General features: G+C 45.6%; 25 protein-coding genes. 7 read left to right on the top strand and 18 right to left on the bottom strand.

Features of this window, described 5'->3' with window-relative positions; translation table 11 throughout:
- Positions 1-23: 23 nt before the first annotated feature.
- Positions 24-671, top strand: coding sequence for a LuxR C-terminal-related transcriptional regulator (locus tag ACUM5Y_RS00955; protein ID WP_445974979.1), 648 nt, complete (start codon positions 24-26; stop codon positions 669-671).
- A 3-nt stretch (positions 672-674) separates the two neighbouring features.
- On the opposite strand, the gene yidD is transcribed toward ACUM5Y_RS00955, so the two are convergent.
- Positions 675-932 (bottom strand): membrane protein insertion efficiency factor YidD, encoded by a 258-nt coding sequence (gene yidD / locus ACUM5Y_RS00950; protein ID WP_445974978.1) that lies wholly within the window; start codon positions 930-932, stop codon positions 675-677.
- 104 nt (positions 933-1,036) lie between these two features.
- Between yidD and ACUM5Y_RS00945 the strand changes: the two genes are divergently transcribed.
- The 3 genes from ACUM5Y_RS00945 to ACUM5Y_RS00935 are packed head-to-tail and all read left to right on the top strand — an operon-like array spanning position 1,037 to position 4,873.
- On the top strand, positions 1,037-1,912 hold the full coding sequence (locus ACUM5Y_RS00945; RefSeq protein ID WP_445974977.1) for a prephenate dehydratase: 876 nt from the start codon (positions 1,037-1,039) through the stop codon (positions 1,910-1,912).
- A complete protein-coding gene (locus ACUM5Y_RS00940; RefSeq protein ID WP_445974976.1) occupies positions 1,909-3,954 on the top strand; it encodes a TonB-dependent receptor plug domain-containing protein in 2,046 nt (681 codons plus the stop codon). The genes ACUM5Y_RS00945 and ACUM5Y_RS00940 overlap by 4 nt, the downstream gene beginning before the upstream one ends.
- Before the next feature lie 52 nt (positions 3,955-4,006).
- Positions 4,007-4,873, top strand: coding sequence for a hypothetical protein (locus ACUM5Y_RS00935; RefSeq protein WP_445974975.1), 867 nt, complete (start codon positions 4,007-4,009; stop codon positions 4,871-4,873).
- A 12-nt stretch (positions 4,874-4,885) separates the two neighbouring features.
- Here the strand turns inward: ACUM5Y_RS00935 and ACUM5Y_RS00930 are convergent, their stop codons facing one another.
- Positions 4,886-5,644, bottom strand: coding sequence for an alpha/beta fold hydrolase (locus tag ACUM5Y_RS00930; protein ID WP_445974974.1), 759 nt, complete (start codon positions 5,642-5,644; stop codon positions 4,886-4,888).
- Positions 5,645-5,725: 81 nt separating this feature from the next.
- On the opposite strand from ACUM5Y_RS00930, the gene ACUM5Y_RS00925 reads away from it, so the two are divergent.
- On the top strand, positions 5,726-6,331 hold the full coding sequence (locus ACUM5Y_RS00925) for a CDP-alcohol phosphatidyltransferase family protein (RefSeq protein ID WP_445974973.1): 606 nt from the start codon (positions 5,726-5,728) through the stop codon (positions 6,329-6,331).
- 17 nt (positions 6,332-6,348) lie between these two features.
- On the opposite strand, the gene yfaE is transcribed toward ACUM5Y_RS00925, so the two are convergent.
- From yfaE to ACUM5Y_RS00905, 4 genes are all read right to left on the bottom strand, one after another.
- A complete protein-coding gene (yfaE, locus tag ACUM5Y_RS00920; RefSeq protein WP_445974972.1) occupies positions 6,349-6,648 on the bottom strand; it encodes a class I ribonucleotide reductase maintenance protein YfaE in 300 nt (99 codons plus the stop codon).
- Positions 6,629-7,762: a class Ia ribonucleoside-diphosphate reductase subunit beta gene (gene nrdB, locus ACUM5Y_RS00915; protein ID WP_445974971.1), complete on the bottom strand. Its 1,134-nt coding sequence runs from the start codon at positions 7,760-7,762 to the stop codon at positions 6,629-6,631. Before nrdB ends, yfaE begins: the two co-directional genes overlap by 20 nt.
- A 135-nt stretch (positions 7,763-7,897) precedes the next feature.
- Positions 7,898-10,162, bottom strand: coding sequence for a class 1a ribonucleoside-diphosphate reductase subunit alpha (nrdA, locus tag ACUM5Y_RS00910; RefSeq protein ID WP_445974970.1), 2,265 nt, complete (start codon positions 10,160-10,162; stop codon positions 7,898-7,900).
- A gap of 299 nt (positions 10,163-10,461) precedes the next feature.
- On the bottom strand, positions 10,462-11,196 hold the full coding sequence (locus ACUM5Y_RS00905; protein WP_445974969.1) for a heparan-alpha-glucosaminide N-acetyltransferase: 735 nt from the start codon (positions 11,194-11,196) through the stop codon (positions 10,462-10,464).
- A gap of 77 nt (positions 11,197-11,273) precedes the next feature.
- On the opposite strand from ACUM5Y_RS00905, the gene ACUM5Y_RS00900 reads away from it, so the two are divergent.
- Positions 11,274-11,774 (top strand): alpha-ketoglutarate-dependent dioxygenase AlkB family protein, encoded by a 501-nt coding sequence (locus tag ACUM5Y_RS00900; protein ID WP_445974968.1) that lies wholly within the window; start codon positions 11,274-11,276, stop codon positions 11,772-11,774.
- 8 nt (positions 11,775-11,782) lie between these two features.
- Here the strand turns inward: ACUM5Y_RS00900 and pdxH are convergent, their stop codons facing one another.
- From pdxH to ACUM5Y_RS00880, 4 genes are read right to left on the bottom strand one after another with little or no spacing between them, the layout of a single operon-like run.
- The gene (pdxH, locus tag ACUM5Y_RS00895; protein WP_445974967.1) at positions 11,783-12,424 is read right to left on the bottom strand and encodes a pyridoxamine 5'-phosphate oxidase; all 642 of its coding nucleotides are present in this window, start codon (positions 12,422-12,424) and stop codon (positions 11,783-11,785) included.
- Positions 12,425-12,426: 2 nt separating this feature from the next.
- Positions 12,427-13,059 (bottom strand): 2-polyprenyl-3-methyl-6-methoxy-1,4-benzoquinone monooxygenase, encoded by a 633-nt coding sequence (coq7, locus tag ACUM5Y_RS00890; protein WP_445974966.1) that lies wholly within the window; start codon positions 13,057-13,059, stop codon positions 12,427-12,429.
- A 14-nt stretch (positions 13,060-13,073) separates the two neighbouring features.
- The gene (locus ACUM5Y_RS00885; RefSeq protein ID WP_445974965.1) at positions 13,074-13,415 is read right to left on the bottom strand and encodes a histidine triad nucleotide-binding protein; all 342 of its coding nucleotides are present in this window, start codon (positions 13,413-13,415) and stop codon (positions 13,074-13,076) included.
- Between the two features lie 45 nt (positions 13,416-13,460).
- Positions 13,461-15,758, bottom strand: coding sequence for a 7TMR-DISM family protein (locus tag ACUM5Y_RS00880; protein ID WP_445974964.1), 2,298 nt, complete (start codon positions 15,756-15,758; stop codon positions 13,461-13,463).
- Positions 15,759-15,816: 58 nt separating this feature from the next.
- Between ACUM5Y_RS00880 and ACUM5Y_RS00875 the strand changes: the two genes are divergently transcribed.
- Positions 15,817-16,068 (top strand): hypothetical protein, encoded by a 252-nt coding sequence (locus ACUM5Y_RS00875; protein ID WP_445974963.1) that lies wholly within the window; start codon positions 15,817-15,819, stop codon positions 16,066-16,068.
- Between the two features lie 68 nt (positions 16,069-16,136).
- Here the strand turns inward: ACUM5Y_RS00875 and purD are convergent, their stop codons facing one another.
- From purD to accB, 8 genes are all read right to left on the bottom strand, one after another.
- Entirely contained in the window at positions 16,137-17,420 is a 1,284-nt protein-coding gene (gene purD / locus ACUM5Y_RS00870) for a phosphoribosylamine--glycine ligase (RefSeq protein ID WP_445974962.1), read from the bottom strand.
- 35 nt (positions 17,421-17,455) lie between these two features.
- A complete protein-coding gene (gene purH, locus ACUM5Y_RS00865; RefSeq protein WP_445975661.1) occupies positions 17,456-19,033 on the bottom strand; it encodes a bifunctional phosphoribosylaminoimidazolecarboxamide formyltransferase/IMP cyclohydrolase in 1,578 nt (525 codons plus the stop codon).
- 78 nt (positions 19,034-19,111) lie between these two features.
- Positions 19,112-19,390 (bottom strand): DNA-binding transcriptional regulator Fis, encoded by a 279-nt coding sequence (gene fis, locus ACUM5Y_RS00860; protein WP_445974961.1) that lies wholly within the window; start codon positions 19,388-19,390, stop codon positions 19,112-19,114.
- Between the two features lie 94 nt (positions 19,391-19,484).
- The gene (dusB, locus tag ACUM5Y_RS00855; RefSeq protein ID WP_445974960.1) at positions 19,485-20,474 is read right to left on the bottom strand and encodes a tRNA dihydrouridine synthase DusB; all 990 of its coding nucleotides are present in this window, start codon (positions 20,472-20,474) and stop codon (positions 19,485-19,487) included.
- Between the two features lie 154 nt (positions 20,475-20,628).
- Positions 20,629-21,945, bottom strand: coding sequence for a DUF3426 domain-containing protein (locus tag ACUM5Y_RS00850; protein ID WP_445974959.1), 1,317 nt, complete (start codon positions 21,943-21,945; stop codon positions 20,629-20,631).
- A gap of 42 nt (positions 21,946-21,987) precedes the next feature.
- Complete coding sequence (gene prmA / locus ACUM5Y_RS00845) at positions 21,988-22,878, bottom strand: 50S ribosomal protein L11 methyltransferase (protein WP_445974958.1); 891 nt, start codon at positions 22,876-22,878, stop codon at positions 21,988-21,990.
- 115 nt (positions 22,879-22,993) lie between these two features.
- Positions 22,994-24,334: an acetyl-CoA carboxylase biotin carboxylase subunit gene (gene accC / locus ACUM5Y_RS00840; protein WP_445974957.1), complete on the bottom strand. Its 1,341-nt coding sequence runs from the start codon at positions 24,332-24,334 to the stop codon at positions 22,994-22,996.
- A 20-nt stretch (positions 24,335-24,354) separates the two neighbouring features.
- Positions 24,355-24,810: an acetyl-CoA carboxylase biotin carboxyl carrier protein gene (accB, locus tag ACUM5Y_RS00835; protein ID WP_445974956.1), complete on the bottom strand. Its 456-nt coding sequence runs from the start codon at positions 24,808-24,810 to the stop codon at positions 24,355-24,357.
- Positions 24,811-25,054: the final 244 nt, after the last annotated feature.

Genomic DNA, 25,054 nt, shown 5'->3' with positions numbered 1-25,054 from the left:
TATACATTGTAAAAGGCAAACTCGTGATATCACTAATTGTTGCAGATGATCATCCGTTATTTCGTAGTGCATTAACCAGTGCGTTAATGGCAAAAATTAATAATCTGGTTATTGCTGAGTCGGGTGATCTCGACTCAACCCTTGATCTTTTGCACAGTGATACCGAGTTTGACCTACTTCTACTGGATTTAAACATGCCGGGCAGCGGTGATCTGTATGGTTTAATCCGCATTCGTAAAGACTTTCCTGAAGTACCCGTAGCGGTTATTTCTGGCAGTGAAGACAGTGAAGTGGTTGCCCGAGTAATTGAAGCGGGCGCGCTAGGCTTTATTCCCAAAACCAGTGAACCTGCGACCTATGTCGCCGCCATCGATGCCATTCTAGCGGGTGAAATCTGGCTACCAGATGCCCTTCGCCAACAGCTTGAACAATTACCCAAACCAGATTTGAATATGCAGCACAAAGTTGCCGAGCTTACGCCTCAGCAATTTAAAGTGTTGTGCTATTTACACGAAGGTTTACTGAATAAGCAGATTGCTTATGAACTGGATATTTCTGAAGCCACAGTGAAAGCCCATATTACGGCTATCTTTCGTAAGCTGGAGATTAACAATCGTACTCAAGCGGTATTGATTGCCAGCGATTTAAAACTACAACTTTCCCAGCGCTAAGCCTTAGGCTTGGTCATTCTTTTTAGAAGATGAGCAACCGCAACTGCGCTCAGGTACTGGGTCCATTCCTCCTTCATGCCAAGGGTGGCATTTCGCCAAGCGCTTTGTCCCCAAATACACACCTTTAAAAATGCCAAAGCGTTCTATTGCCTCTATCATGTAATGGGAGCAGCTAGGGTAGAAGCGGCAGTTATTGCCCAATAAAGGGCTGATTAAAAACTGGTAGGTTTTTACTAACGCTATAAAAACTCTTTTTAACATGGTGTTCTGTTGTCTGCTTTATTAGTCGAATGGATGGCATTTCGATGTAAAAAAAGCCCCCTTTTTGTTATTGTAAAGACAAGCTAACAAAGAAATCATATTTTATGCCAGATTTATCTCTTACCCTTGATGCAACCAAGGTGGTTGCCTATCAAGGAGAGCCGGGTGCCTATTCACATCTAGCTTGTAATCATACCTTCCCAAATTGGAAAAGCGTCAACTGTGCCAGCTTTATAGATGCCTTGCAAATGGTCGAAAAAGGCGACGCTTACTATGCCATGATTCCTGTAGAAAACTCCACAGCCGGACGGGTGGAAGAGATTTATCGGGAGTTAAGACGCACTCAACTTTATGTGGTCAAAGAACACTTTGAGCCAGTGAATCATTGTTTGATTGCTCGTGAGGGCGTCACCATTGAAGACATAGTGCAGGTGGGAAGTCACCCACAAGCCTTGGCTCAATGTGATGGCAATATTAAAAAAATCGGTGCCACCAGTGTCGCCATGTACGATACCGCAGGCGCGGCCAAGCATTTGGCGGAAGTCGATGAGCCCGGCTTAGGGGTTATCTCTTCCGAATTGGCGGCCAATCTGTATGGTTTAAAGGTTCTACAGTCCAACTTTAACGACAGGTTAGGCAATACCACTCGTTTCTTGGTGTTTTCAAAACAGCAAAAAATGCCCAGTTATGACCCAGCTCAGGTTTACATCACCTCCTTTATGTTTCGCGTGCGAAACATTCCCGCCGCTCTCTACAAGGCCATGGGCGGTTTCGCCACCTATGGCATTAATATGCTGAAACTGGAAAGTTATATGGTGAATGGGCATTTCACCGCGACTCAGTTTTATGTGGATGTGGAGGCGCATTTCCAATCTCCAGATCTACAGTCAGCGTTAGAAGAACTTAGATTTTTTTCCGAAGAGGTTCGTGTATTAGGAACCTATGTGGCAGATGATTACAGGTTGAAGCAAAATTCATGATGGTTAGAGTATTTTCAGTTTTATTAGGTTTGGTAAGTGGAGCTGTACTCGCAGAAGAAAACGCCTTGTTATCTTTTTATGACGATGATCAATGGCAAGGTGATGACGCCTTTGAATTTCCCTTACCCTCAGTCGTAACCCCTTCACAAATCCCGCAACCAAGAGTTGATGTATCTTCCACATTATCCGTCCTTGATGGAGAATTTATCCGTCGGGTTAATGTGCAATATGTGGAAGATTTGTTGCAATTCGTACCGGGTTTCATTGTTGCCCCTTATCACAACACCAGCGGCATTATCGCTTCATACCATGGTACTCAATTAGACCGCTACCGTCGTATTCAAGTCTTGATCAATGGTCGCTCTGTTTACAGCACGGGTATTGCTCGAGTGGATTGGGCCTCCTTGCCTATCAATATTGAAGACGTCTCCCGTGTTGAGGTAAACCGTGGCCCGAATGCCGCCACCTATGGCGTGAATTCATTTTTTGCCGTGGTAAACATCATTACCCGATCACCATTAGAAACCCTAGGTAACAGTATTTCAGCGTATTCTGGCCAGCGCGGTGATTATCGCCTGTATGGCCAACATAGCGGTTTAAACGGCGATTGGAGCTATCGTGCTTCTGCATCAAAAAGTAAGGTGAGCGGGTTTGATGAAGACTCATCTGGGGTAGCCCGTCATGACGGTCATCGCCGAGAAGTAGGAAATGTCTTTATTCAAAAAGAAACCTCAGACAGCTTTTTTGATCTGGATATAGGTGGTTCAAAAGTCGTCAGCAAAATAGATGTTGCGGACTATGGTAATGACTCCATGGACACCAATAAACCGCTGAATTACGCGGATAGGGAACACATCAAAATTGGCTACAGTAAGCAGCTAAATAAAGAGCATGAGGTAAAATTTAAGTATTACTACGACCAGTCTGAATTTCGTGAAAGGCATGAGGTCAGCTTATCTCCAGTCTTTTACTATGGCTTATTCAATCAATCTACTGCCGCGCAAATTGCGGCATTAACGTCAGGCTCTCCCAATATTGAGTCTGCTTTCACTCTGGACATGGCAGAACAACGCCACGATATCGAAGTGCAAAGTATCTGGACGCAAAGTGAAAAGCTCAGAATTGTGACGGCCTTGGGGTATCGAAATGACCAAGCGGAATCAGATACGTACTTGTCGGGGAAGGTCATGGATGAAATCTCTCATTTATCCAGCAACGTAGAGTACCGATTAACGCCAAGCTGGATTTTTAACTCGGGTTTCATGGTAGAAAGTAGCACCATGAACGAAACCTATTTTTCCCCAAAAGCGGGTGCAACCTACAAGCTTTCTGAGCAAGAGGCCTTGCGTTTTAATGTTTCGAAAGCCGTGCGTACTCCTGATATCGTTGATCAAAACTTCCATTGGACCTACACGCTAGAAACCGGAGATACCTCTTTCGCAACCTATGCGTTAAATGGTGAAGAGGAAGAAAAAGTAACCTCTTATGAAGTGGGTTATTATCATCGTTGGCCACGCTTGGGCTTAACCATGGACGTTAAGCTTTATCATGATGTGGTGACGGGGTTGGTCACCAGCAGCAAACAATTTATAACACCATCTAGCCTGACTGACTTACAAGATCACGTGATTGAAGAGGGGGAAACCATTGATGTGGACATTAATGGTGCTGAGCTAGAGCTTGACTGGCGTGGTCGTAATGGCGCCATCGCACGTTTCACTTATGCCCACCAGAATACCTTATCGGATAACCACTCTTTGCAAAATGCCACCACACCTGTCATTGTGTCGTTATTCGGTAGCCTACCAATAGGTGAAAAATGGTCGCTACAAGGCTATTATCTTTTTGCTGAAAAACTATCGGACAGTGATTATGAGTTGGTCAACTCTTGGCTGACTTATAGGTTGTCTTTAGGTGGCTACTACAAAGTAAATATGGGAATCGGCGCAGAGAAACGCATTGATAATAACTGGTTAGTTTCAGGCCGAAACGTCTTATTAGATGATAGTTATGGCTATATTTTTGCCAATATGACTTTCTAACTTGGTTGATGGGACAGTGAAAAGGATTTTTTGCTCATTACTATTTGTGTTTATGTCATGGTCCGCCTGGGCGGATATCTATGTCATACATAACACAGAAGAAAGTACCATACGATCGTTAACCTATCGTTTATCCAATATGCTGCCGGTGAAAGCGCCGGTGGTACCAGTGCGCTTGCCGATTTTTTTAGCCAATACCGACTACTTTAAAGAAGACGATGTGTTTATCACCGTCGATGTGGACTCTTTTCAGCAAGTCTGCGAATTGCCCCTGCCAAACCCCTTGTTTGCAAGTTTTATTGGGAAAGAAGAATACGAGCATGTAAAAGACCACTGCACTAAAGAAACCTCGGCTGTCTTTAGTGGGGCGCCCCTAGAAAGGCGCTTAGCGCTGTTGCAACGGATCTGGCTAGATAATAAGCCGATTTCGGTAATGTACAGTGACTATCTAAAAGTGGATGAAGTGGCCATGAGCCGTTTAGGGGCAGAATACGGCTTTGAGTTTCAATTTCAACGAACCCACACAGATAAGGTGTCTGTGCTAAGAACGGTGAACCATCTTGGGGAAAATTCTAAGGTGATTTTTTCTTTAGTAGATTCTAATTTATATCGGGAAGATGTGGCCAAGGATGTCATTAAGCTGCTGTTCGATATTCATCATGTGATGATTGGCCCCTCGTACCCCTTTGTGAGAGCGGGGGCGTTATTTGCGGTTTACTCACGCACCGATGAAAAACTTAAGCGCTTGGTGCGTATGTTGATCGCATGGCAAACAGGAAAAGTCATGTTGCCAGCCAATTACCCTAGTGAATTACGCGTAAGCTTTAACCCATACTTGATCAAAGCTTACGGTATGGTGTTGCCAACCCCTGCCTCTATAAAACTGAACTTCGATTTGTGTTCAGAATCCTACTGTTAGCATCCCTCTGCGCTACTGTAAAAAACGTTTCACCAAACTGGTAAAGGGCACAGGCTTTTCTGCATGTAGCCAATGACCCGTGTTCGGAATCATCTTAAAGCTCACTTGCTTGAATAAAGAGGTGATGGCGTCTTGATAAGCACTGACAATATAATCTGAATTCTCACCTTTAATAAAAAGGGTCGGAACCTCAATGGGTTCACTGATTTCAGGTTTTTTAAGAATAGTCGGATAGTTGTCTGCAATATTCCCCCGAGCCATTTCCAATTGTAAGCCCGTTTCTGTCTTGACCAGATTTTTTAGCAAGAACTGACGAACTGGCAAGCTTTCAACAAATTCACTTAATAGTGTATCCGCCTGCTTGCGATTGCTTAGCTCTGCGTTATCAACGGCTTCAAGACCTTTGAAAATTTCCGTGTGGCTGGCTGGGTAATCCACTGGGGCAATATCAGCCACGATGAGCTTATGGATTTTGTAAGCTGCTTGCGAGGCCATTTGCATGGCGACCTTACCGCCCATAGAGTGGCCCAATAAATAGAACCCGTCCAAACCTTGTTGTTCCGCCCAGTCCAATACAGCTTGTGCCATATTTGGGTAGCTGGCTTCTGTCATAGGGCTGGATTTGCCGTGATTAGGTAGGTCAATGCAATGCACGCAAAAGTGCTCGGAAAGGCTCTGTGCGATAGAGTGCCAGTTATCAGCGTTACCAAATAAACCATGGATGACAATAAGGTGAGGTCCTAGGGAACCATATTGCTTTGCGTGTATCATATAAAGCCTATGTATGAATATTTAGTCAGTATTGTAGCAAGTCCGCTACATGTTGGCTCTTTAGAATGAGTGTATCCAGTTATGTTAGACCAGTTTTTTATTAAACATTTAAAGCAGCCTTTGGCGAACCTTGCCCAACAGATTGACCGTAGAGGCATCAAGGCCAATCAGATTACCTTTGCAGGTTTTTTGCTGGGCTTATTAGCCATCCCCGCACTGAGTTTTGAATGGTATGGTCTAGCCATGGTGTTTATTTTGCTAAATCGCCTTATGGATGGTTTAGATGGCGCGGTCGCTAGGGTGCAAGGGCCAACGGACTTGGGTGGCTACTTAGACATTACGCTGGATTTTATCTTCTATTCTGGGGTGATTTTTGGCTTCGCTCTGGCCAACACAGAACAGAATGCTCTCGCGGCAAGTTTTGTTATCTTCTCTTTTATGGGCACAGGCAGCAGCTTTCTAGCTTTTGCCATTATGGCCGAAAAGCGCAAAATAGAACGTTTAGAGTACGGTAAAAAGTCGCTCTACTTTATTGGCGGTTTGGCGGAGGGCACAGAGACCATTATTTTCTTGTTACTGATCTGTGCATTACCCGCTCACTTCACCTTGCTTGCCTACATCTTTGGCAGCGTGTGTTGGATCACGACGGTGACACGTATTTACGCAGGCTATCAAACCCTGAAATGATTTTTAGGAAAGGCGGTCTAATCGAAAAAGGCGATTTCAATGTCGCTTTTTACGATGGCGCAACAGGCTAATAGATAGCCACTTTGCACCCAAGCTAAGGGCTCGAAAGGGTAACTGACTTGCCCCCACAATAGCTTAATGGAGCAAGAGGAGCAGTAGCCTTCGCGGCACTGGTATTCTACATGAATACCCGCCCGCTCTAGCTGGACCAGTAAGGGCTCTTCCTCGGTAACCAAGATTTGTTTCTTGCCAAGAAGAACCCTATGAACGGGTTTATCTGTTGTTGCTGTACTTGGATTAAATGTCGAAGTCGTCAAAGTCCGATTCATCCAAGTCGTTGTCAATTTGGCCAACTAGGTAGGAGCTGATTTCAGCTTCTTGTGGTGCAACCTGTACATTGTCGCTGACCAACCATGCGTTGATCCAAGGGATAGGGTTATGCTTGGTCTCAAAATGCGCTTCAAGGCCCACTGCCTGCATGCGTACGTTAGTGATGTACTCCACGTATTGACCGAGGATTTGCGCGTTTAAGCCAATCATAGAGCCGTCTTTAAACAGGTAGCTCGCCCATTCTTTTTCCTGCTCTGCCGCTTCAATGAAAATATTGCGCATTTCATCTTGGCACTCGGCAGCGATAATGGCCATTTCTGGGTCGTCTTTACCCGATGCCATTAGGTTTAGCATGTGCTGAGTACCGGTAAGGTGCAGGGCTTCATCACGGGCGATCAGTTTAATGATCTTAGCGTTGCCTTCCATTAGGGTACGTTCAGCGAAACCAAAGCTACAAGCAAAGCTCACATAGAAACGAATGGCCTCAAGTACGTTGACAGACGCGACTGTTAGGTAAAGGGCTTTCTTCAGCTCAGGCATGGAGATTTCGACATCGCCCTTGCCAGGAATGTTAAAGGTGCCAAGGCCCATGGTGTTGTACAGGTTGACCATTTCGATCAAACGGTCGTAGTACACGGAAACACTGTCAGCGCGTTTGGTGATTTCTTCGTTGGTAACGATATCGTCAAAGATCTTAGTGGGATCATTAACAATGTTACGAATAATGTGGGTGTAAGAGCGGCTGTGAATTGTCTCACTGAAAGACCAAGTTTCGATCCAGGTTTCCAGTTCAGGCAAGGATACGATAGGTAATAAGGCAACATTAGGAGAACGGCCTTGCACACTGTCCAACAAGGTTTGGTACTTGAGGTTGGATAAGAATATATGCTGCTCGTGGGCTTCTAGGCGTTGGAAATCTTTACGGTCGGTAGAAAGATCGACTTCCTCAGGACGCCAGAAGAATGACAATTGTTTCTCGATGAGTTTTTCGAATATGGGATGCTTTTGTTGGTCATAACGCGCAACATTGACATTTTCACCAAAGAACATGGGCTCTTTTGTACTATCGAAGTGCTTACGGTTAAAAGTCGAATAGCTCATTGCGTAGATATTTCCTCAAAGTATCAGGGCCTTTGAAATGAAGGCCGCTGTATTAATACGATGTTATGTTCAAAAAAGTTTAAACGTGGCAAAGCCCCATCGAAATGAGGCTTTGCTATTACAGGTGAGAAAAGATTAGATCTTGCATGCGCCACCTGCGCAATCGTCCATATCTTCTTGTTTGTCGTCTGCACCATCACGAGTGTTGTGATAGTAAAGTGTCTTCACACCCAGTTTGTAGGCGGTAAGTAGGTCTTTCAAAATGACCTTCATTGGCACTTTTTGTGACTCAAATTTCTGTGGGTCATAGTTGGTATTAGCTGAGATAGCTTGGTCGACAAACTTCTGCATAATGCCAACTAGTTGCAAGTAACCATCGTTAGAAGGAATGCTCCACAACAACTCGTAGTTGTCTTTTAGGCGTTCAAACTCTGGTACAACTTGTTTCAGAATGCCGTCTTTACTGGCTTTAACCGAAACAAACCCACGTGGTGGCTCAATGCCGTTGGTCGCATTACTAATTTGCGAAGAGGTTTCAGAAGGCATTAGGGCGGTTAGCGTTGAGTTACGTAGACCATGAGTGACAATCTCACTGCGTAGTGCTTCCCAGTCGTAGTACAACTCAGGAGAACACACCGCATCCAGTTCTTTCTTGTAGCTATCGATAGGCAAAACACCTTTGGCATAGGTTGTTTCGTTGAAAGCCAAACATGGGCCAAATTCTTTAGACAGCTTGTTAGATGCTTTTAACAAGAAGTATTGGATGGCTTCAAATGTCTTATGGGTTAACTCGTTAGCGCTGCCGTCTGAGTATTTAACGCCATTCTTCGCAAGGTAGTATGCGTAGTTAATAACACCTACACCCAAGGTGCGGCGAAGTTCTGTGGCTCTTTGGGCCGCTGGAATTGGGTAATTTTGATAATCTAGTAGGGCATCTAGAGCGCGAACAATCAGCTCTGCTAACTCTTCTAGCTCGTTTAGATCTTCAATTGCACCTAGGTTGAAAGCCGACAGCGTACAAAGGGCGATTTCACCTTCTGGGTCATCAACACGATTCAATGGCTTAGTCGGCAAGGCAATCTCTAGACACAGGTTACTTTGTTTAACCGGTGCAACCGCTGGGTCAAATGGGCTGTGCGTATTACAGTGGTCAACGTTTTGAAGATAGATACGACCCGTACTCGCACGCTCAGAGGCGAACAAGGTAAATAGCTCCGACGCTTTGATGGTTTGTTTGCGAATACTGTCGTCTTGCTCGTACATGGTGTACAAACGATCGAACTCTTCTTGGTCTGCGAAGAAAGCATCGTACAAGCCTGGTACATCTGAAGGGCTGAATAGCGTGATGTTGCCACCCTTGATCAAACGCTGATACATCAAACGGTTGAACTGCACACCGTAGTCTAGGTGACGTACACGGTTTTCTTCTACACCACGGTTATTTTTCAATACCAACAGGCTTTCGACTTCTAAGTGCCAAATTGGGTAGAAAACAGTGGCGGCACCACCACGAACGCCCCCTTGAGAACAGCTCTTAACCGCTGTTTGGAAGTGTTTGTAGAATGGGATACAACCTGTATGGAAAGCTTCACCGCCACGGATTGGGCTGCCTAGGGCGCGAATGGCACCGGCATTGACGCCGATCCCCGCACGCTGGCTGACATATTTAACAATGGCACTAGAAGTCGCGTTAATAGAATCTAGTGAATCACCACATTCGATCAATACACAGCTACTAAATTGACGAGTAGGGGTACGGATGCCCGACATGATAGGCGTAGGTAGAGAAATCTTAAACTGAGAAACCGCATCGTAGAAACGTTTAATCAAATCCAAACGGCTTGATTTGTCGTATTCAGCGAATAGACAAGCAGCTACAAGAATGTAGATAAACTGTGGGCTTTCATAAATATCACCCGTCACACGGTTCTGTACTAAGTACTTACCTTCTAGCTGTTTTACCGCAGCGTAAGAGAAGTTCATGTCACGAGAGTGATCTAACATGTTGTTTAGGGCGTCAAAATCTTCCGCCGTGTAGTCGTCTAATAGGTGTTTATCGTAACGACCTTGTTCAACTAGGTTACTAACGTGCTTGTGTAGATGCGGTGGTTCGAAATCACCGAATGCTTTTTTGCGCAAATGGAAGATGGCAAGGCGGGCGGCAAGGTATTGGTAATCTGGAGTGTTTTCAGAGATTAAGTCTGCGGCAGACTTAATTAATGTCTCATGAATGTCTGTGGTACGTATGCCTTCGAAGAACTGGATTTGAGCTTTTAACTCTACCTGGGAAACGGAAACGTTATCCAAACCTTCTGCGGCCCAAGTGATGACTTTGTGAATCTTTTCGAGATTGATTTTTTCGGTCTTCCCGTTACGTTTAGTAACTGTGAGAGTGCTCATGCCTTAACTTCCCATTAGTGCAAGTTGAAAATGTGGTAATTACCGTATCTAGTGTGTTTTTGTTTCCTTACATACTAGATGTAGTGATTATTCATAAGATGTAACGAACAATAGAGGTCATTGGATGTAAAATCAAGACTTGAAAAAGGCCGATTTTTAAGATCTAAATGACACCCTAAGTGGTCACTTACTTGGCCTGCCTTAAAATGCGTAAAGTTCTCATTTGGCAATATGAGATAAGCTATTTTTATCAAATTTTATTTAAAAAAACATGGTAAATCTGACTGCACGAAAACTAATCAAATTAGCCAGTCGAGCACTGTTTTAGCACCTGCTACCAAAGCAAACAAAAAAAGCTGATGTAGCAGATAGATAGGTAAGGCGTGACGTCCTAATAGCGCCATAAAACGGATAATGGGATGAGCCGGAACAGTGCATTGGTGCAATTTCACAAAACCTAGCAAAGGGCCAAGTAACACCACACCAATCCAAGGAAAAGGAAACACTATGTCCAGTGTTCTGCTGGGTAGGGGTATGTATTGTGTGATGGTGTGAAAGGCATTGGGGAAATGCAAGTAAGGGGTATAGTAATAACAGATAATAATGCCAGTACCAATAAAGCTTGCGACCACTGGGGTGTTCAGAAAAGGTCTAATTAAGATAGAGGCCAGAAAAATAAAATGCAGAATACCAAAGTAGATCCATTGTTGAGGGGCCGCGAGATAAGTCGCCACTGAGATGCCTATAGCACACACCAATAGCTTGCCATCTCGATGCCAAAAAGCCTTGGTACGTGAAAGCCCTTTGCTAGGGGCCATATGACTCACATAGGCAGACCAGCCAATGGCGGTGAAGAATAGGGTTAGGATCAGGCTGCGAAAGTGAACCCAGAAAGGGTCGAAGAGGTGGTATTCTATGAAGCCGAAATTGCGTAAGTCCCAGCAAAAGTGAAACACAATCATTAACAGCACGGCGCTACCGCGATAGGCATCAAGCAGCAGGCTGCGAGGTGTCTTAGCAAGGGGTGTTTGCATAGGAATCCAAGGTATAAGAAATGACCGTAGCGCCATCATACCGATACTCATTTTTTAGCTCAAGCGGTGGCCCTTTAATGGCCAAGTTAAAAACCTTATTGCCATGGCAGCAAGAGTCTTTAATGATGTTTGGTCGCCCAGTGAAAGTGCCAAGACAAGTGGCTTTTGTGGCCGATAAGGGCTTGTGTTATCGCTACTCTGGTAAAGACCATTGGGGAACGGGCTGGCCTGAAGCGTTATTAGCCATTAAGGCGGAGGCTGAGCATTTGGCAGGCCAAGCGTTTAACTGTGTTCTGCTTAACTGGTATCAAGATGGACAAGACTACATGGGCTGGCATGCGGATGACGAAGCAGTATTGGGCCCTGCCCCTGTGGTGGCCATGTTGAGTTTGGGAGCACCGAGAGATTTTCTTTTTCGGCTCAAGCAAGCGCCGAAAGTGAAGCATAAACTTTTGTTAGAAACGGACAGCTGGCTAATTATGGAGGCGGATACACAGGTACTGTGGCAGCACTCATTACCTGTTCGTAAGAATGTGCAGGAGGAAAGGATAAGTCTCACCTTTCGTCTCCTGCTATGAGGCTGTGGTTAAGGGGCTTTACGGCTACGAACCCAAGAATTACCTTGTTTTTGGTAGCATAAACGGTCGTGAAGGCGGCTTGGACGGCCTTGCCAGAATTCAATGAACTCCGCTTTTAGTAGGTAACCCCCCCAGTTTTCAGGGCAAGGCACAGGCAGGTCTTGTAAGCTCTGTTCTTGTTGTTCAAAGGCGGCTTGCAAGGCATCTCTATCCGCAACTACCTGGCTTTGATGGGAAGCGCGGGCGGCTAGCTGGCTGCCTTTTGGACGGCTAGCAAAGTACTTCTCAGAAACGTCGCGAGAGGTCTTGCTGATCTGTCCTTCAATGCGAACTTGGCGTGATAAGGCCGGCCAAAAGAAGGTTAAGCAGGCCTTGTTGTTGTGGGCGATTTGCTGGCCTTTGTCACTGTCATAGTTGGTAAAAAAGGAAAAGCCTTGTTCATCTCTTTGCTTCAATAGCACGATGCGAGCGTGGGGTTGTTGCTGTTCATCTACCGTACTTAGCACCATGGCCGTGGGGTCATCTGGGCAGCTATCTATGGCTTTTTCTAGCCAATCATCAAATAACAGATACGGGTCTAGACCGACATTGTCTTCTAACAAATCTTCGAATTGGTAGTCACGTCGAATAGAGTGCAGATCGCGGTTCATAATTAAATCCGATAAGTGGTTAACGTCATTACTTTAGAGACTTGCGTCATGATGGCCATGACAGGTTTTGGAAATTCTAGGCCACCGGACTGTAACGCAGCTTCTTTATGGAGCGCTTCGTCTATGTGCATTTGTCTCAAGATGGCTTTGCTTTGCTCATCTTCTGCAGGTAAAGCGTCTAAGTGTTTTTCCAAATGTAAGCAAACCTGATCTTCTGTGGCAGCCACAAAACCTAGGCTAAGTTTGTCGCTGATTAATCCAGCCCCTGCACCAATAGAAAAAGATGCGGCATAGAAAAGCGGATTCAACACACTTGGTCGGCTTTGTAAGTCATACAAGCGTTGTTCGCACCACACTAGATGGTCAACTTCTTCCTGCGCCGCGTGTTCCATTTCTTCACGGACACTGTCGAGTTTTGCCGTGGTAGCTTGCCCTGCATAGAGGGCTTGAGCGCATACTTCACCGGTATGATTGATGCGCATTAACCCCGCCGCATGTTGACGCTGGCTGTGGGTTAATTCCACCTTTGGCAGATCGCCCGCAGGGGAAGGTCGTTGGGCTTTGGCAACTTTTGGCACTAGGGTTTGTAATGCTCGATCCAGTTGCAATATGGCTTTGTCAGCGAGAGAGAACATAAAAGTGTTCCTTATTAACCTGGCGGCCAAGTCATTGCTCGACCACCAAGCACATGCATGTGAATGTGGTAAACCGTTTGTCCGCCCATTTCATTACAGTTCATGGCAACCCGATAGCCGGCCTCACTGATGCCTTTTTGTTTAGCAACTTTGGCGGCAACGATGGGCAATTTGCCAATCACTGGTGCGTCTTCATCGGTTAGATCATTTAAGGTGCTGATATGGCGCTTAGGAATGACGAGGAAGTGTGTTGGTGCTTGCGGCATGATGTCCTCAAAGGCAATCACATCGTCGTCTTCGTACAACACAGTCGCGGGGATCTCGCCCTTAACTAACTTACAAAATAAGCAATCCATGATTTTTTCCTTAGTCTTATATTATTCAGGGGAAGTATCTTACTATCAAGGCACAATCTGCTGTAAAGAATTGATCCGAGACAAGTTTGCGCGTTTTAATTTATCCCCTTTTGAAATTAATGCATTCAGTCTTGGTTCCAGTTGATCTTCTATCTCGGAGAATAGTAATAGGTCATCGTAGCCGAGCTTTTTCGCATAGTCCCGAGATATTTTAGCATTGTCTGTGATCAAAATTGATTGATCTTCCAAACGCATTAACGGACGTACTTTCTGTTGGCTGATATGCGGAATGTGACCGCCGTTATCAAACACTATGATCACTGTGCCTCGGGTTCTCATTTTTGGTGTGGCCAGATAATTGAGCAAATCGTCCAAGGCCGTTAGCTGCTCAATAATATTTTGCTGATGTTGTAATACGGATAAAGCTTTCTGTAGCTCCCTGTCATCTTGACCAAACACCAAAATATTGAAAGAGGTAAGGGGGGCTGATTTAGGGCTAATTTGACGCTTATGGAATTGTATTGGGAAACTGATTTTCAACTCTTGATGTTGCCCCTTGCTGGTAATTCCCATGTCCCCTTGCAAATGTAGGGCAATAAGTTCCATGTATTTTAACCCTAGGTCTGAACCACGGCTCTTATTTTGAATTCGGGTCGGAATAGGAAAAAACGACATTTCCAAATGAGTAAGACCCTTTCTTTCTAGGACCTGTAGAGCAATATCGACAGTGAGCACTTGGTCGGTGAAATGCTTGAGCTCCATTAGGGCAACTTCTAAAAGGTGTTGAATAAGTGGCCCTTGGCGGAGTACTTCAACCTGCTCAAGCTTTTTCAGATTTAACTCAATGCTGGCATTGTCTTGATCGATTTCTTGGAATTGGTTGTAGGCATTATTGATCAATGTTTCTAACAGCACGCTGGGGGTGTTTTTTTCGGCTTCTTGCTCATTTATGGCGTTGATAAGGTCAATGCGGCCAATCAAGCCTTTAATATGAGCATTGGCCACATGACCATCCGCCATGATTTGCTTAGCTTCCGATGAGGGGTAAGTTTGTCCCGCCCAGCTTAAAGTGCCATCAATAATATTGGTTTGACGGCGTAAGCGACTAGATAAATCAGCGAGAAGCTCGTAAGTATGGCTTCGTGAATTGTCATTGTCTCGATGGTCGTTGCGGCGTAACGGGTCTTTTTGAATCAACATACCTAAATAGTGAACGAGCGCTTCGCCGATGCAAGCGAGAGTCAGTCCCCAGTAGAGAATAGTGGGACTATCAAGTATTCCATAGACAGTGGTGAGCCATGAAAAATGTCCGAGCAGTAATATGAGTCGGGCGAATAGATAAAAGCCGGAAAAAGGTATGCCCTTCACCACAGCAACAACCGCATGAATCGACAACGAAATAAGTGTGGTGAAGCCCACGATAGAGAGCACTTTAATGTCAAAAAAGCTGGGTTGTAAGGTGAAAATTCCCGCTAAAACTAATGTTATGCCTCCCCATACTTTGAGTAGCTTATCCAAATTCGGGAAATGCTTTTTGGTGTTTAAATAGAGCCGCGAGAAAAACACTATGGCGCTGGTGCCCACAAACGAGGCGAGGTTATAGATACGTTCTTGAAAACCTGGTTCGTCGGAAAGGTCGGCCAATAGACCGTGTAGTGATAAATGAAAAAACGCTACCGAAATTAACAGTACCCCATAGCAAAGGTACATAGGGTGGCGGCTTCTTAGATAGAAAAGTATGTTATTCACTAGCAGCAATGCCAGAATGCCAATCAGAAAACCTGAGATCAAAAAGTTAGAGTGCTCTTCCGAGTCAATGCTGGTCATGGTTCGAATGGATATTTCAGCGTTAATGGGCAGTTGAGAGGCAAGCTTGAAATACACAGTGAAAACCGCTGGAGGATTAGGCGGTACAGGGTAAAGATAGTGGGGGCGTTGAATAAGTCGCTGGTTTTGCGATGTTACTTCCCCTAGCCGTGACAAACGAGCGAGATTATTGATCTGCGGAAAATAAGCATCAAGGTATTGTAGACGATGGGATTTTACTTCAAGAAGAATAGGGGTTCTGGTGGTGGCGCGAATGGCAATATCGGAGCGGATCCAAATATTCCCTTTCACTTGGCCGAACTGCAGGAACTCCTTATTTAGCGGTCGGAAGCGATTATCGTAACGCTCATTAGACACTTCTTTGATGGTTAGGTTAGCCGTTTCATCAATGAAATATTCACCACTTAATCCCAGGTTAAAAGCTTTGTTGGTGTCGTCAATGATCGCCAGGTCATTGGTGCCCCATGCGAAGTTGGAGAGAGCTAATAAAAAGAGTAAAATTATTCGCGAAAACAAACTGCTAGTCCAAGTGTCGAATCATATGGCTACCATTATTAACTAGATAGGGGATTGAATGCTATATCCAATTTTAGTCGAGTACTATGTTTACTTCGGCTTATTGTTATTAGGTGTCACTTGGTTTGCTCGTCAGGCCAAACCGAGCTTAAGAACGAATCTTTTTTATGGCTATGGCATGGTAGTCGCGTTAGGTTTTTTGCTGTCTTTAGATTGGGTTGCTGGAGTGATTTTTGGCTTGCTGGTGCTTGAGCTAGGCCGATTATTTAAAGCTTGGCTTGATAAAAAAGAGCAGCAACTTAAACAATAATTTGCCCATAAAAAAGGCCTCAATCAGAGGCCTTTTTAGTGTCATGAAGACGGCTTAGCTAGGAGTGATTACTTCTCGCGAGCAATGGCTCGGTGGCCAATGTCGGTTCTGAAGTACACTTTATCCCAAGAGATTTTGTCCACTACGCTGTAAGCGCCAGCTTGCGCTTGGGCAACCGTATCACCCAAAGAAACCGCACAAAGTACACGACCACCGTTGGTTACGATATTGCCGTCTTTCTCTGCGGTACCCGCTTGGAAGACTTTTTGGTGCGCTGGTAGCGGGGCGTCGTAGCCTGTGATGATGTCGCCTTTGGCGTAATCTGCAGGGTAACCACCGGCGGCCAACACAACCCCTAAGCTGGCACGAGGGTCCCAATCCGCTTCAACGCTGTCGAGCTCGCCTTGAATGGCTGCAAGACACATCTTCGCTAAATCAGAACGTAAGCGCATCATGATAGGTTGTGTTTCTGGATCACCGAAACGGCAGTTGTACTCAAGTACTTTAGGTGTGCCGTCAGAAGCCACCATAACACCAGCGTACAAGAAACCACGGTAGCGATTACCTTCTGCGTTCATGCCTTTTACGGTTGGCATAATCACTTCATTCATGATGCGATCATGAATTTCTGGGGTAACCACAGGGGCAGGGGAGTAAGCGCCCATACCGCCAGTGTTAGGGCCCTTGTCGCCGTTATCACGTGCTTTATGGTCTTGGCTGGTGGCCATTGGCAAAACACTTTCGCCATCTACCATACAGATAAAGCTGGCTTCTTCACCGAACAAGAACTCTTCGATCACTACACGGTGTCCGGCATCGCCGAAGGCATTGCCTTGTAGCATGTCTTCTACTGCAGCAATGGCTTCTTCTTCGGTTTGCGCCAAGATAACGCCTTTGCCTGCAGCTAAGCCATCTGCTTTTACCACGATAGGTGCGCCATGCTCTTTAATGTAAGCCACCGCTGGAGCGATCTCAGTGAAGTTACCGTAAAAAGCCGTTGGGATATTGTGGCGAGCCAAAAAGTCTTTCGTGAAAGCTTTAGAGCCTTCTAGCTGAGCCGCCGCTGCGGTTGGGCCAAAGATGGCTAAGCCTGCTTTTTCAAAAGCATCTACCACACCAATAACCAAAGGTGCTTCTGGGCCAACGATCGTTAAATCAATGGCTTTTTCTTGCGCAAACGCCACTAGCTTATCAATATCCGTCACACCGATATCAACATTTTCTACCTTGTTTTCAAGTGCAGAGCCTGCGTTACCTGGCGCAACATAAACAATTTCTACCTCGGTGGATTCAGCGGTTTTCCATGCTAAGGCATGCTCGCGGCCACCATTACCAATAATAAGAACTTTCATTATCTGTTCATCCTTTTGGTTAATCTAAATTCGTATTAGTGACGGAAATGACGCATGCCGGTAAATACCATGGCCATGCCAGCTTCGTCTGCAGCAGCAATAACTTCTTCATCACGCATTGAGCCACCTGGCTGAATAACCGCTGAGATGCCGGCTTTGGCTGCAGCATCAATACCATCACGGAATGGGAAGAAGGCATCAGATGCCATAACAGAGCCAATGACCTCAAGATTTTCGTCAGCGGCTTTAATACCAGCAATTTTTGCACTGTAGACGCGGCTCATTTGGCCTGCGCCAACACCGATAGTTTGGCCTGCTTTAGCGTAAACGATGGCGTTGGATTTAACGAATTTTGCGACCTTCCAAGCAAACAACAAATCGTTTAGTTCTTGCTCAGTAGGTTGGCGTTTTGACACAACTTTCAGGTCATCTAGGGTAATGGCACCGTCGTCACGGTCTTGAACCAGAAGGCCACCATTGACGCGTTTGTAGTCTAGTGCGGCAGGCTTGTCTGCTGACCACTGACCACACTCTAGTAAGCGAACGTTTTGTTTACTCGCCACGATTTCAGCCGCTTTTGCACTCACGCTAGGGGCGATGATGACTTCTACAAACTGGCGATCAACAATGGCTTGAGCTGTTTCTGCGTTCAACTCTTGGTTAAAGGCGATAATACCGCCAAAGGCAGAAGTAGGATCTGTTTGGAACGCTAGGTCGTAGGCTGCTAGTTGGCTGCTAGCGGTTGCCACACCACAAGGGTTGGCGTGCTTAACGATTACACAAGCAGGCTCTTGGAAAGATTTAACACATTCAAGGGCGGCATCTGTGTCTGCGATGTTGTTGTAAGACAAAGCCTTGCCTTGAAGCTGTTTGGCAGTACTGATAGAAGCTTCTTGAGGGTTGCTTTCAACATAGAAAGCCGCTTTCTGGTGTGGGTTCTCACCGTAGCGCATTTCTTCTTGCTTATCGAATTGCAGGTTGAATGTGCGTGGGAAATCTTCGCTGCCACCAGGTACTTTTTTGCCTAGGAAGTTAGCAATCGCACCGTCGTAATGAGACGTGTGCTCAAACGCTTTTACCGCCAAGTCGAAGCGGGCGTCAAAGGTCAAACCGCCATCAGTTTTGATAGCGCTTAAAATGCCATCATAGTCGCTAGGGGAAACAACGATAGCTACGTCTTTGTGGTTTTTGGCTGCGGAACGAACCATGGTTGGTCCACCGATGTCGATGTTTTCAATCGCCATTGGTAAGTCACAATCTGGGCGGGCAATGGTTGCTTCGAAAGGATATAGGTTAACAATGACCATATCAATTTCGTCAATGCCGTGCTCTTGCATGATGGCACCATCGATATCACGACGGCCTAGAATGCCTCCGTGTACTTTCGGGTGAAGGGTTTTTACTCGCCCATCCATCATCTCAGGGAAGCCAGTGTAGTCTGATACTTCAGTTGCGCTGACTTGATTCTCAAGTAGCAATTTATAAGTACCGCCAGTCGAAAGAATCTCAACGCCTTGCGCAGTCAATTCGCGGGCAAAGTCGACGATGCCGGTTTTATCAGAAACGCTGATTAGAGCTCGTTTGATTGGAGTCACTGTTTTTTGATTAGCCATCATGGTTCTCGCAATTGTTTAACACTAAATTAACAAGGGGTAAAAACGAATAAAGGGCGAAATTCGCCCCTTATTTTTTTATAACATGCCGTACTGCTTTAACTTCTTGCGCAGAGTGCCTCGGTTTAACCCAAGGATGGTCGACGCCTTAGTTTGGTTGTCTTTGGTATAACTCATGACCGATTCGAGTAACGGTGCTTCAACCTCTGCCAAAACAAGTTGGTATAGGTCGGAGACAGGTTGCCCATCTAGATGAGAGAAATAGTTTTGCAATGCTTTTTCAACATTATCACGTAGTGTTTGAGACTGCTCTGAAGAAACAGTTTGAAACGCTTGAGTATGAGTTTGTTCTACCACAGATTGACCTTCTAGTTTAAAGCTAACTATTTATTTAAGTGCTTAGGGAAGCTGACTTAGGCTATGTAGAATAGCTTCCATCAGCGTTTAAACACTATGTACAAGCTTCACTAGCCGTCTGGCTAATGAAAAAATTATCCAATTCTTCCAGCTGTTGTGTCGCATTATCAATGCGATTATACGTGCTGCGAAATTGAGTTTTATCCGCTAACGTTTGCAAGTACCAACCCACATGCTTACGTGCAATTCGCACACCTAGGTAATCACCATAAAATTGGTGCAAGGCTTTAACGTGCTGAATGACAAGTTGGCTGACCTCCGAAATAGAAGGAGGCGCTAACAATTCATTAGTTTGTAAATAATGGTTTATTTCGCGGAATATCCATGGTCTACCTTGGGCGGCTCGACCAATCATGATGCCGTCAGCTTTAGTGTATTCTTTAACAAATTTGGCTGACTGAGCATCTTTAATATCGCCATTCGCAAACACAGGGATTGATAAGTGTTGCTTGATTTCGGCGATCGTATCGTATTCCGCTTGTCCCTGAAATTTACACTCTCGGGTTCTTCCGTGCACAGCAAGTGCTTGAACGCCGATGTCTTGTGCCATCTTCGCAATGGTTAAGCCGTTTTTTTGGTCACGACTCCAGCCTGTACGAATTTTCAGTGTGACAGGAACATCGACACTATTTACAACCGACTCCAGTATCGCACGAACCAGTGCTTCATCTTTTAGCAGGGCGGAACCTGCCGCTTTATTACACACTTTTTTGGCAGGGCAACCCATATTAATGTCGATGATCTGAGCACCAAGTTCGACATTCTGTTGAGCTGCTTGCGCCATCATGGCTGCATCGCCTCCAGCAATTTGGATCGATCTAGGGGAAACCTCTTTATCGTGAACTAAACGATGACGGCTTTTACTGGATTGCCAAAGTCGTACATCGGATGTCACCATTTCAGAGACCACTAAACCGGCACCTTGATCATGGCAAAGGCGTCGAAATGGCAAATCAGTAACACCGGCCATTGGGGCCAGAATAACTGGGTTGTCAACGCAATATGGGCCAATAGCAAATGCCATGATATTCCTGAATACTGAAGCGAATGTTAAAGATCGTCGACACTGTCGAGCGGGCGTGAATAATACCTATGCGATCAATGTTTTTGAAGTCTTGACAGCGTAAAAATTGACTATTTTTTGTGCTTTTTTTCAGTCTCAGGCAAAAAACGGCAAACTAGAAAGAACCAGTTCCCGCAGGTAAGGCCTTAAGCTGGTGAGTGACTGCTCGGGCGCCCGGGTCTTGAATCGGGATCACCACATGGATTGGTGTGCTCGGTGGCATGTAGGTGATATCAAGAAAGTCTTTGTGTAGGTAGTCGTTAGGAGCGAACAATCGTGCGGCAACCGGTGCACCGTTTAAGTCAAAGAACTCTAACGCCACTTTTGGCATGGCTTGAGAAAATGGACTGGTATTGGTCAAAATTGCGTTGACCAATAATACATTTGCCTGTGACGGATGACTTTGGATACGCACATGCTGAATGCTGATGGCCTTGGTGTCCTCAAAGGCTGGCAAGGTGCAGTCAGTGTAGGTACAAATGGTGCGATAGAAAGAGCGGAAGGTGGTGGAATGACTGCCTGCTTCAAAAAAATGCATGGTCACTTGCCCGGCCAGTAATAAACCGCCTACTAACACGCCGATGACCCATAACCAAGCCAGGGCTGACTTGTTTTTTTTCTGAGCGCTTTCTTCTTCGTCCAGCAGAGGCGCAAGGTTTTGATGTGCTGAAAGCTGCTCTAAAATAGTGTGTTGATCTGCAGGTTTTGCCTGTTTGGTGGAGGCTGTTTGGGCAAGGGTGTGCAAAGCCTGCATGTAATCGGGTTCTGGCTCTGGCTCTGGTTGGGCTTGCTTTACGGGAACATCTAAATCACTAGGTTGAAACAATGCCTCTGGGCTAGGTTGAGGCTTTTTAGGAGGCGTTGGAACAGGCTTTGGCGCTGCACTCAAGGCCGCTTCTACTTCTGCTAATTCTACTTCCCATGGAGCAAGCTCAGAGTCGCTTTTAGCGGCTTGTTTGGCCGCTGGCACTTTATCTAGAATAGAAACTTGCGCGGCGGCTGGTTTGCTGGGGGCAGGGGAGGCTGCCTCAGTTGAAGAAGGTTTGTTGTCATCTTCATCGTCGAACAGGGTGTTTAGCCAATCTGGGTTGACCGGTAAATCTTCTAGCTCTATTTCTGACTCAAGCGCTTTTGCTGGAGTGGATGATGGCGCTTCTGGTGAGGTGTCGTTCTCGACCAAGCTGTCTACCGGTTGGCTTTGCTCTGCAGTTGTCTCAACAGGGCGTTTAACCTCTGTTTCCGATGTTGGCTTAGGGCTTAGAGAAGTGCTTGGCGATACCGAAGTCGTGGTTTTTTTCTGATGTTTTTGTGCATCAAAAATATGAAAACATTGACCACAACGCACTTTACCTTTTGCCATACTCAAGACTTCGTCGCTGACGCGAAATGCTGTGGAACATTTTGGGCAACGGGTGATTAAGCTGGTACTCATTGGTAAAGTGTCGTCCTTGTTTAATAACGGAATAAAGTAAAATTAAGCGTGCTTGGTACCAACAATACGTACCCAGTCTTCAATCTCTACAATGGATTCTAGGGTGAACCACTCTTGGTAAGCTTCAACCACTTCTTTGGCTTGGTTCGCCAAAATACCTGATAGTGCAAGTTGACCACCGGTTTTCACTAATGCTGAGATGGTGGGAGCAAGCTGGGCAAGTGGGCCGGCCAAAATATTTGCGACCACTATGTCGGCTTGCAGTTCAGATTCATAAGGAGGCAGTTTCACCTCAATACGGCTTGGGTCTATGTTGTTGCGTTCGGCATTGGCTTGCGTGGCTTGTACCGCTTGTGGGTCAATATCGATACCGACCATCTTGTCAGCGCCTAGTAGCAAGCCTGCAATCCCTAATATGCCAGAGCCACAACCATAATCGATAATACTTTTATCTTGGCAATCAATACTGTCGAGCCATTGTAGGCATAAAGCTGTGGTTGGGTGAGTGCCGGTACCAAAGGCTAGGCCTGGGTCTAGCATTAAGGTGACCGCGTTTTCATCAGGAACTTCTCGCCAACTTGGGCAAACCCATAGGCGCTCACCAAATTGAATTGGATGGTAACTGTCCATCCATTCTCTTTCCCAATCTTTGTCTTCTAGAATTTCGATCTTCAGGCTGAGTTCTTGTTGACCCAGAGTTTGTGCCGTGTGTTCGATGATAGGTCGAATGCTTTCGATGTCGGCATCCGCTTCAAATAGGCCAGTGACCTTGGTGTGTTGCCAAAGCGGCGTGGTATTTAGATCGGGTTCATAAACTGGGTTGTCGTATACGTCTTCAAAGGTGACTACCATGGCACCGCATTCTAACAATGTGTCTTCGAAAGTAGGAACGTGTTCAGGAGTAGTATGAATACAAATTTGAAGCCAAGGCATAACGTAAGTCCAACAAAATGAAAACAGGAATAGAATAGCGAAGCTAAGAGAGGGACGCGAGTAGAAAATAGCGATCCCTAGTGAATTTTACACACTAGGGATCGAATCCGCTTACTTAAAGACCTAGTTTTTTCTCTAAGTAATGGATGTTAACGCCACCAGCAATGAACTGAGCGTCATTGGCTAGGTCTTTCTGTAGAGCGATGTTGCTCTTAATGCCATCGATGAAGGTTTCATCTAGGGCACCAGATAGGCGTTTTAGTGCAGCGGTACGATCCGGTGCATGACAAATGATTTTCGCAATCATGGAATCATACGTCGGTGGTACTGAGTAGCCACTGTATAGGTGAGAGTCAACACGAACACCCATGCCACCTGGCGCGTGGAAGTATTCCACTTTACCTGGGCTAGGCATGAAGGTCTTAGGATCTTCCGCATTGATACGGGCTTCTACTGCATGACCGTTAAGCTTGATGTCTTCTTGCTTAAGGGACAGAGGAAGGCCGCTGGCAATACGCAGCTGCTCTTTTACGATATCAACGCCAGTTACCATTTCAGTCACTGGGTGTTCTACCTGAACACGAGTGTTCATTTCGATGAAGTAGAAGCCACCGTCTTCGTACAAGAATTCAAACGTACCGGCACCGCGGTAGTTGATCTTAAGACAAGCATCAACACAGGCTTGTAAACAAGCTTGGCGAGATTCTTCATCTAGCATAGGTGCTGGCGCTTCTTCCAATACTTTCTGGTGACGACGTTGCAAAGAACAGTCACGATCGTATAGGTGAACTGCGTTACCTTGGCCATCCGCCAGTACTTGAACTTCTACGTGACGTGGGTTTTGTAGGAATTTTTCCATGTAAACCGTGCTGTCACCGAAGTAAGAGCCTGCTTCAGACTGAGTAATGCTGATCGATTTTAGTAGGCTGCCTTCGTTGTGAACAACGCGCATACCACGACCACCACCACCGGCAGCCGCTTTTACAATCACTGGGAAGCCAATTTCACGAGCGATACGTAAACACTCATCCGGGTCTGTTGGTACAGGACCGTTAGAGCCTGGTACTGTCGGTACGCCAGCTTCTTTCATGGCTTTAATTGCAGAGACTTTATCGCCCATTAGACGAATGGTTTCTGCTTTAGGGCCAATGAAGGCAAAACCAGAGTTTTCAACTTGTTCTGCAAAATCTGCGTTTTCAGCAAGGAAACCATAGCCTGGGTGAATGGCTGATGTATCGGTTAGCTCTGCTGCACTGATAATGGCAGGAATGTTTAGGTAGCTTTGCGCCGAAGGGTTAGGTCCGATACAAATGGACTCATCAGCTAAGCGTACATGGAGTAGGTCACGGTCAATTTTTGAGTGAACCGCAACGGTTTTGATACCGAGCTCTTTGCAGGCACGTAAAATACGCAGTGCAATTTCGCCTCGGTTTGCAATCAATACCTTATCTAGCATGGTGAAGCCTTTGTTTTAGATTAAACGATAGTAACGAGTGGTTGATCGAACTCAACTGGCTCGCCGTCACCAACAAGAATTGCGCCAATAGTACCAGACTTGTCAGCTTCAATTTGGTTCATCATTTTCATCGCTTCAACGATACAGATGGTGTCGCCAGCATTTACTTTTTGGCCAACTTCAACGAATGCTTTAGCACCTGGTGCTGAAGATTGGTAGAAAGTACCTACCATTGGAGAGTTAACAGTATGTCCCGCTACCGCAGCAGGAGCTTCTGGTGCCGCAGTAGAAGCTGCTGGGGCTGCTGGGGCTGCAGCTGGTGCGGCCGCTATTGGTGCAGCAGCAACTGGGGCAACGGCAACAGGAGCGCCACCACGGCTGATTCGAACGGCTTCTTCGCCTTCTTTAATCTCAATCTCGTAGACGTTTGATTCTTCTAAAAGCTCGATTAGTTTTTTGATTTTACGAATATCCATTTTTACTCTCTCTGTCGGTGTAAATTGACTAGTGAAGGTAGCTTCACTAAATACTATTCATTCTTTGTGCTTTGCTGACTCATTATTGAACCTCTAGATAAGGTCTTGGAGGATTCTATGGGTAAGAATCAAGTCAGCAGGCAATCTATGCGGAAATTATCGGTAAAAAGCGTGATTTTGTCCAGTTATGTCGTAAAAAAACCTTAAACTGCCAGCTAAGTTTATTTTTTGATCATCTGTATAC

Source organism: Marinomonas dokdonensis (assembly GCF_052747885.1).
The sequence above is the reverse complement of the archived record's forward strand: the minus strand, read 5'-3'. Positions and strand labels throughout refer to the sequence as shown.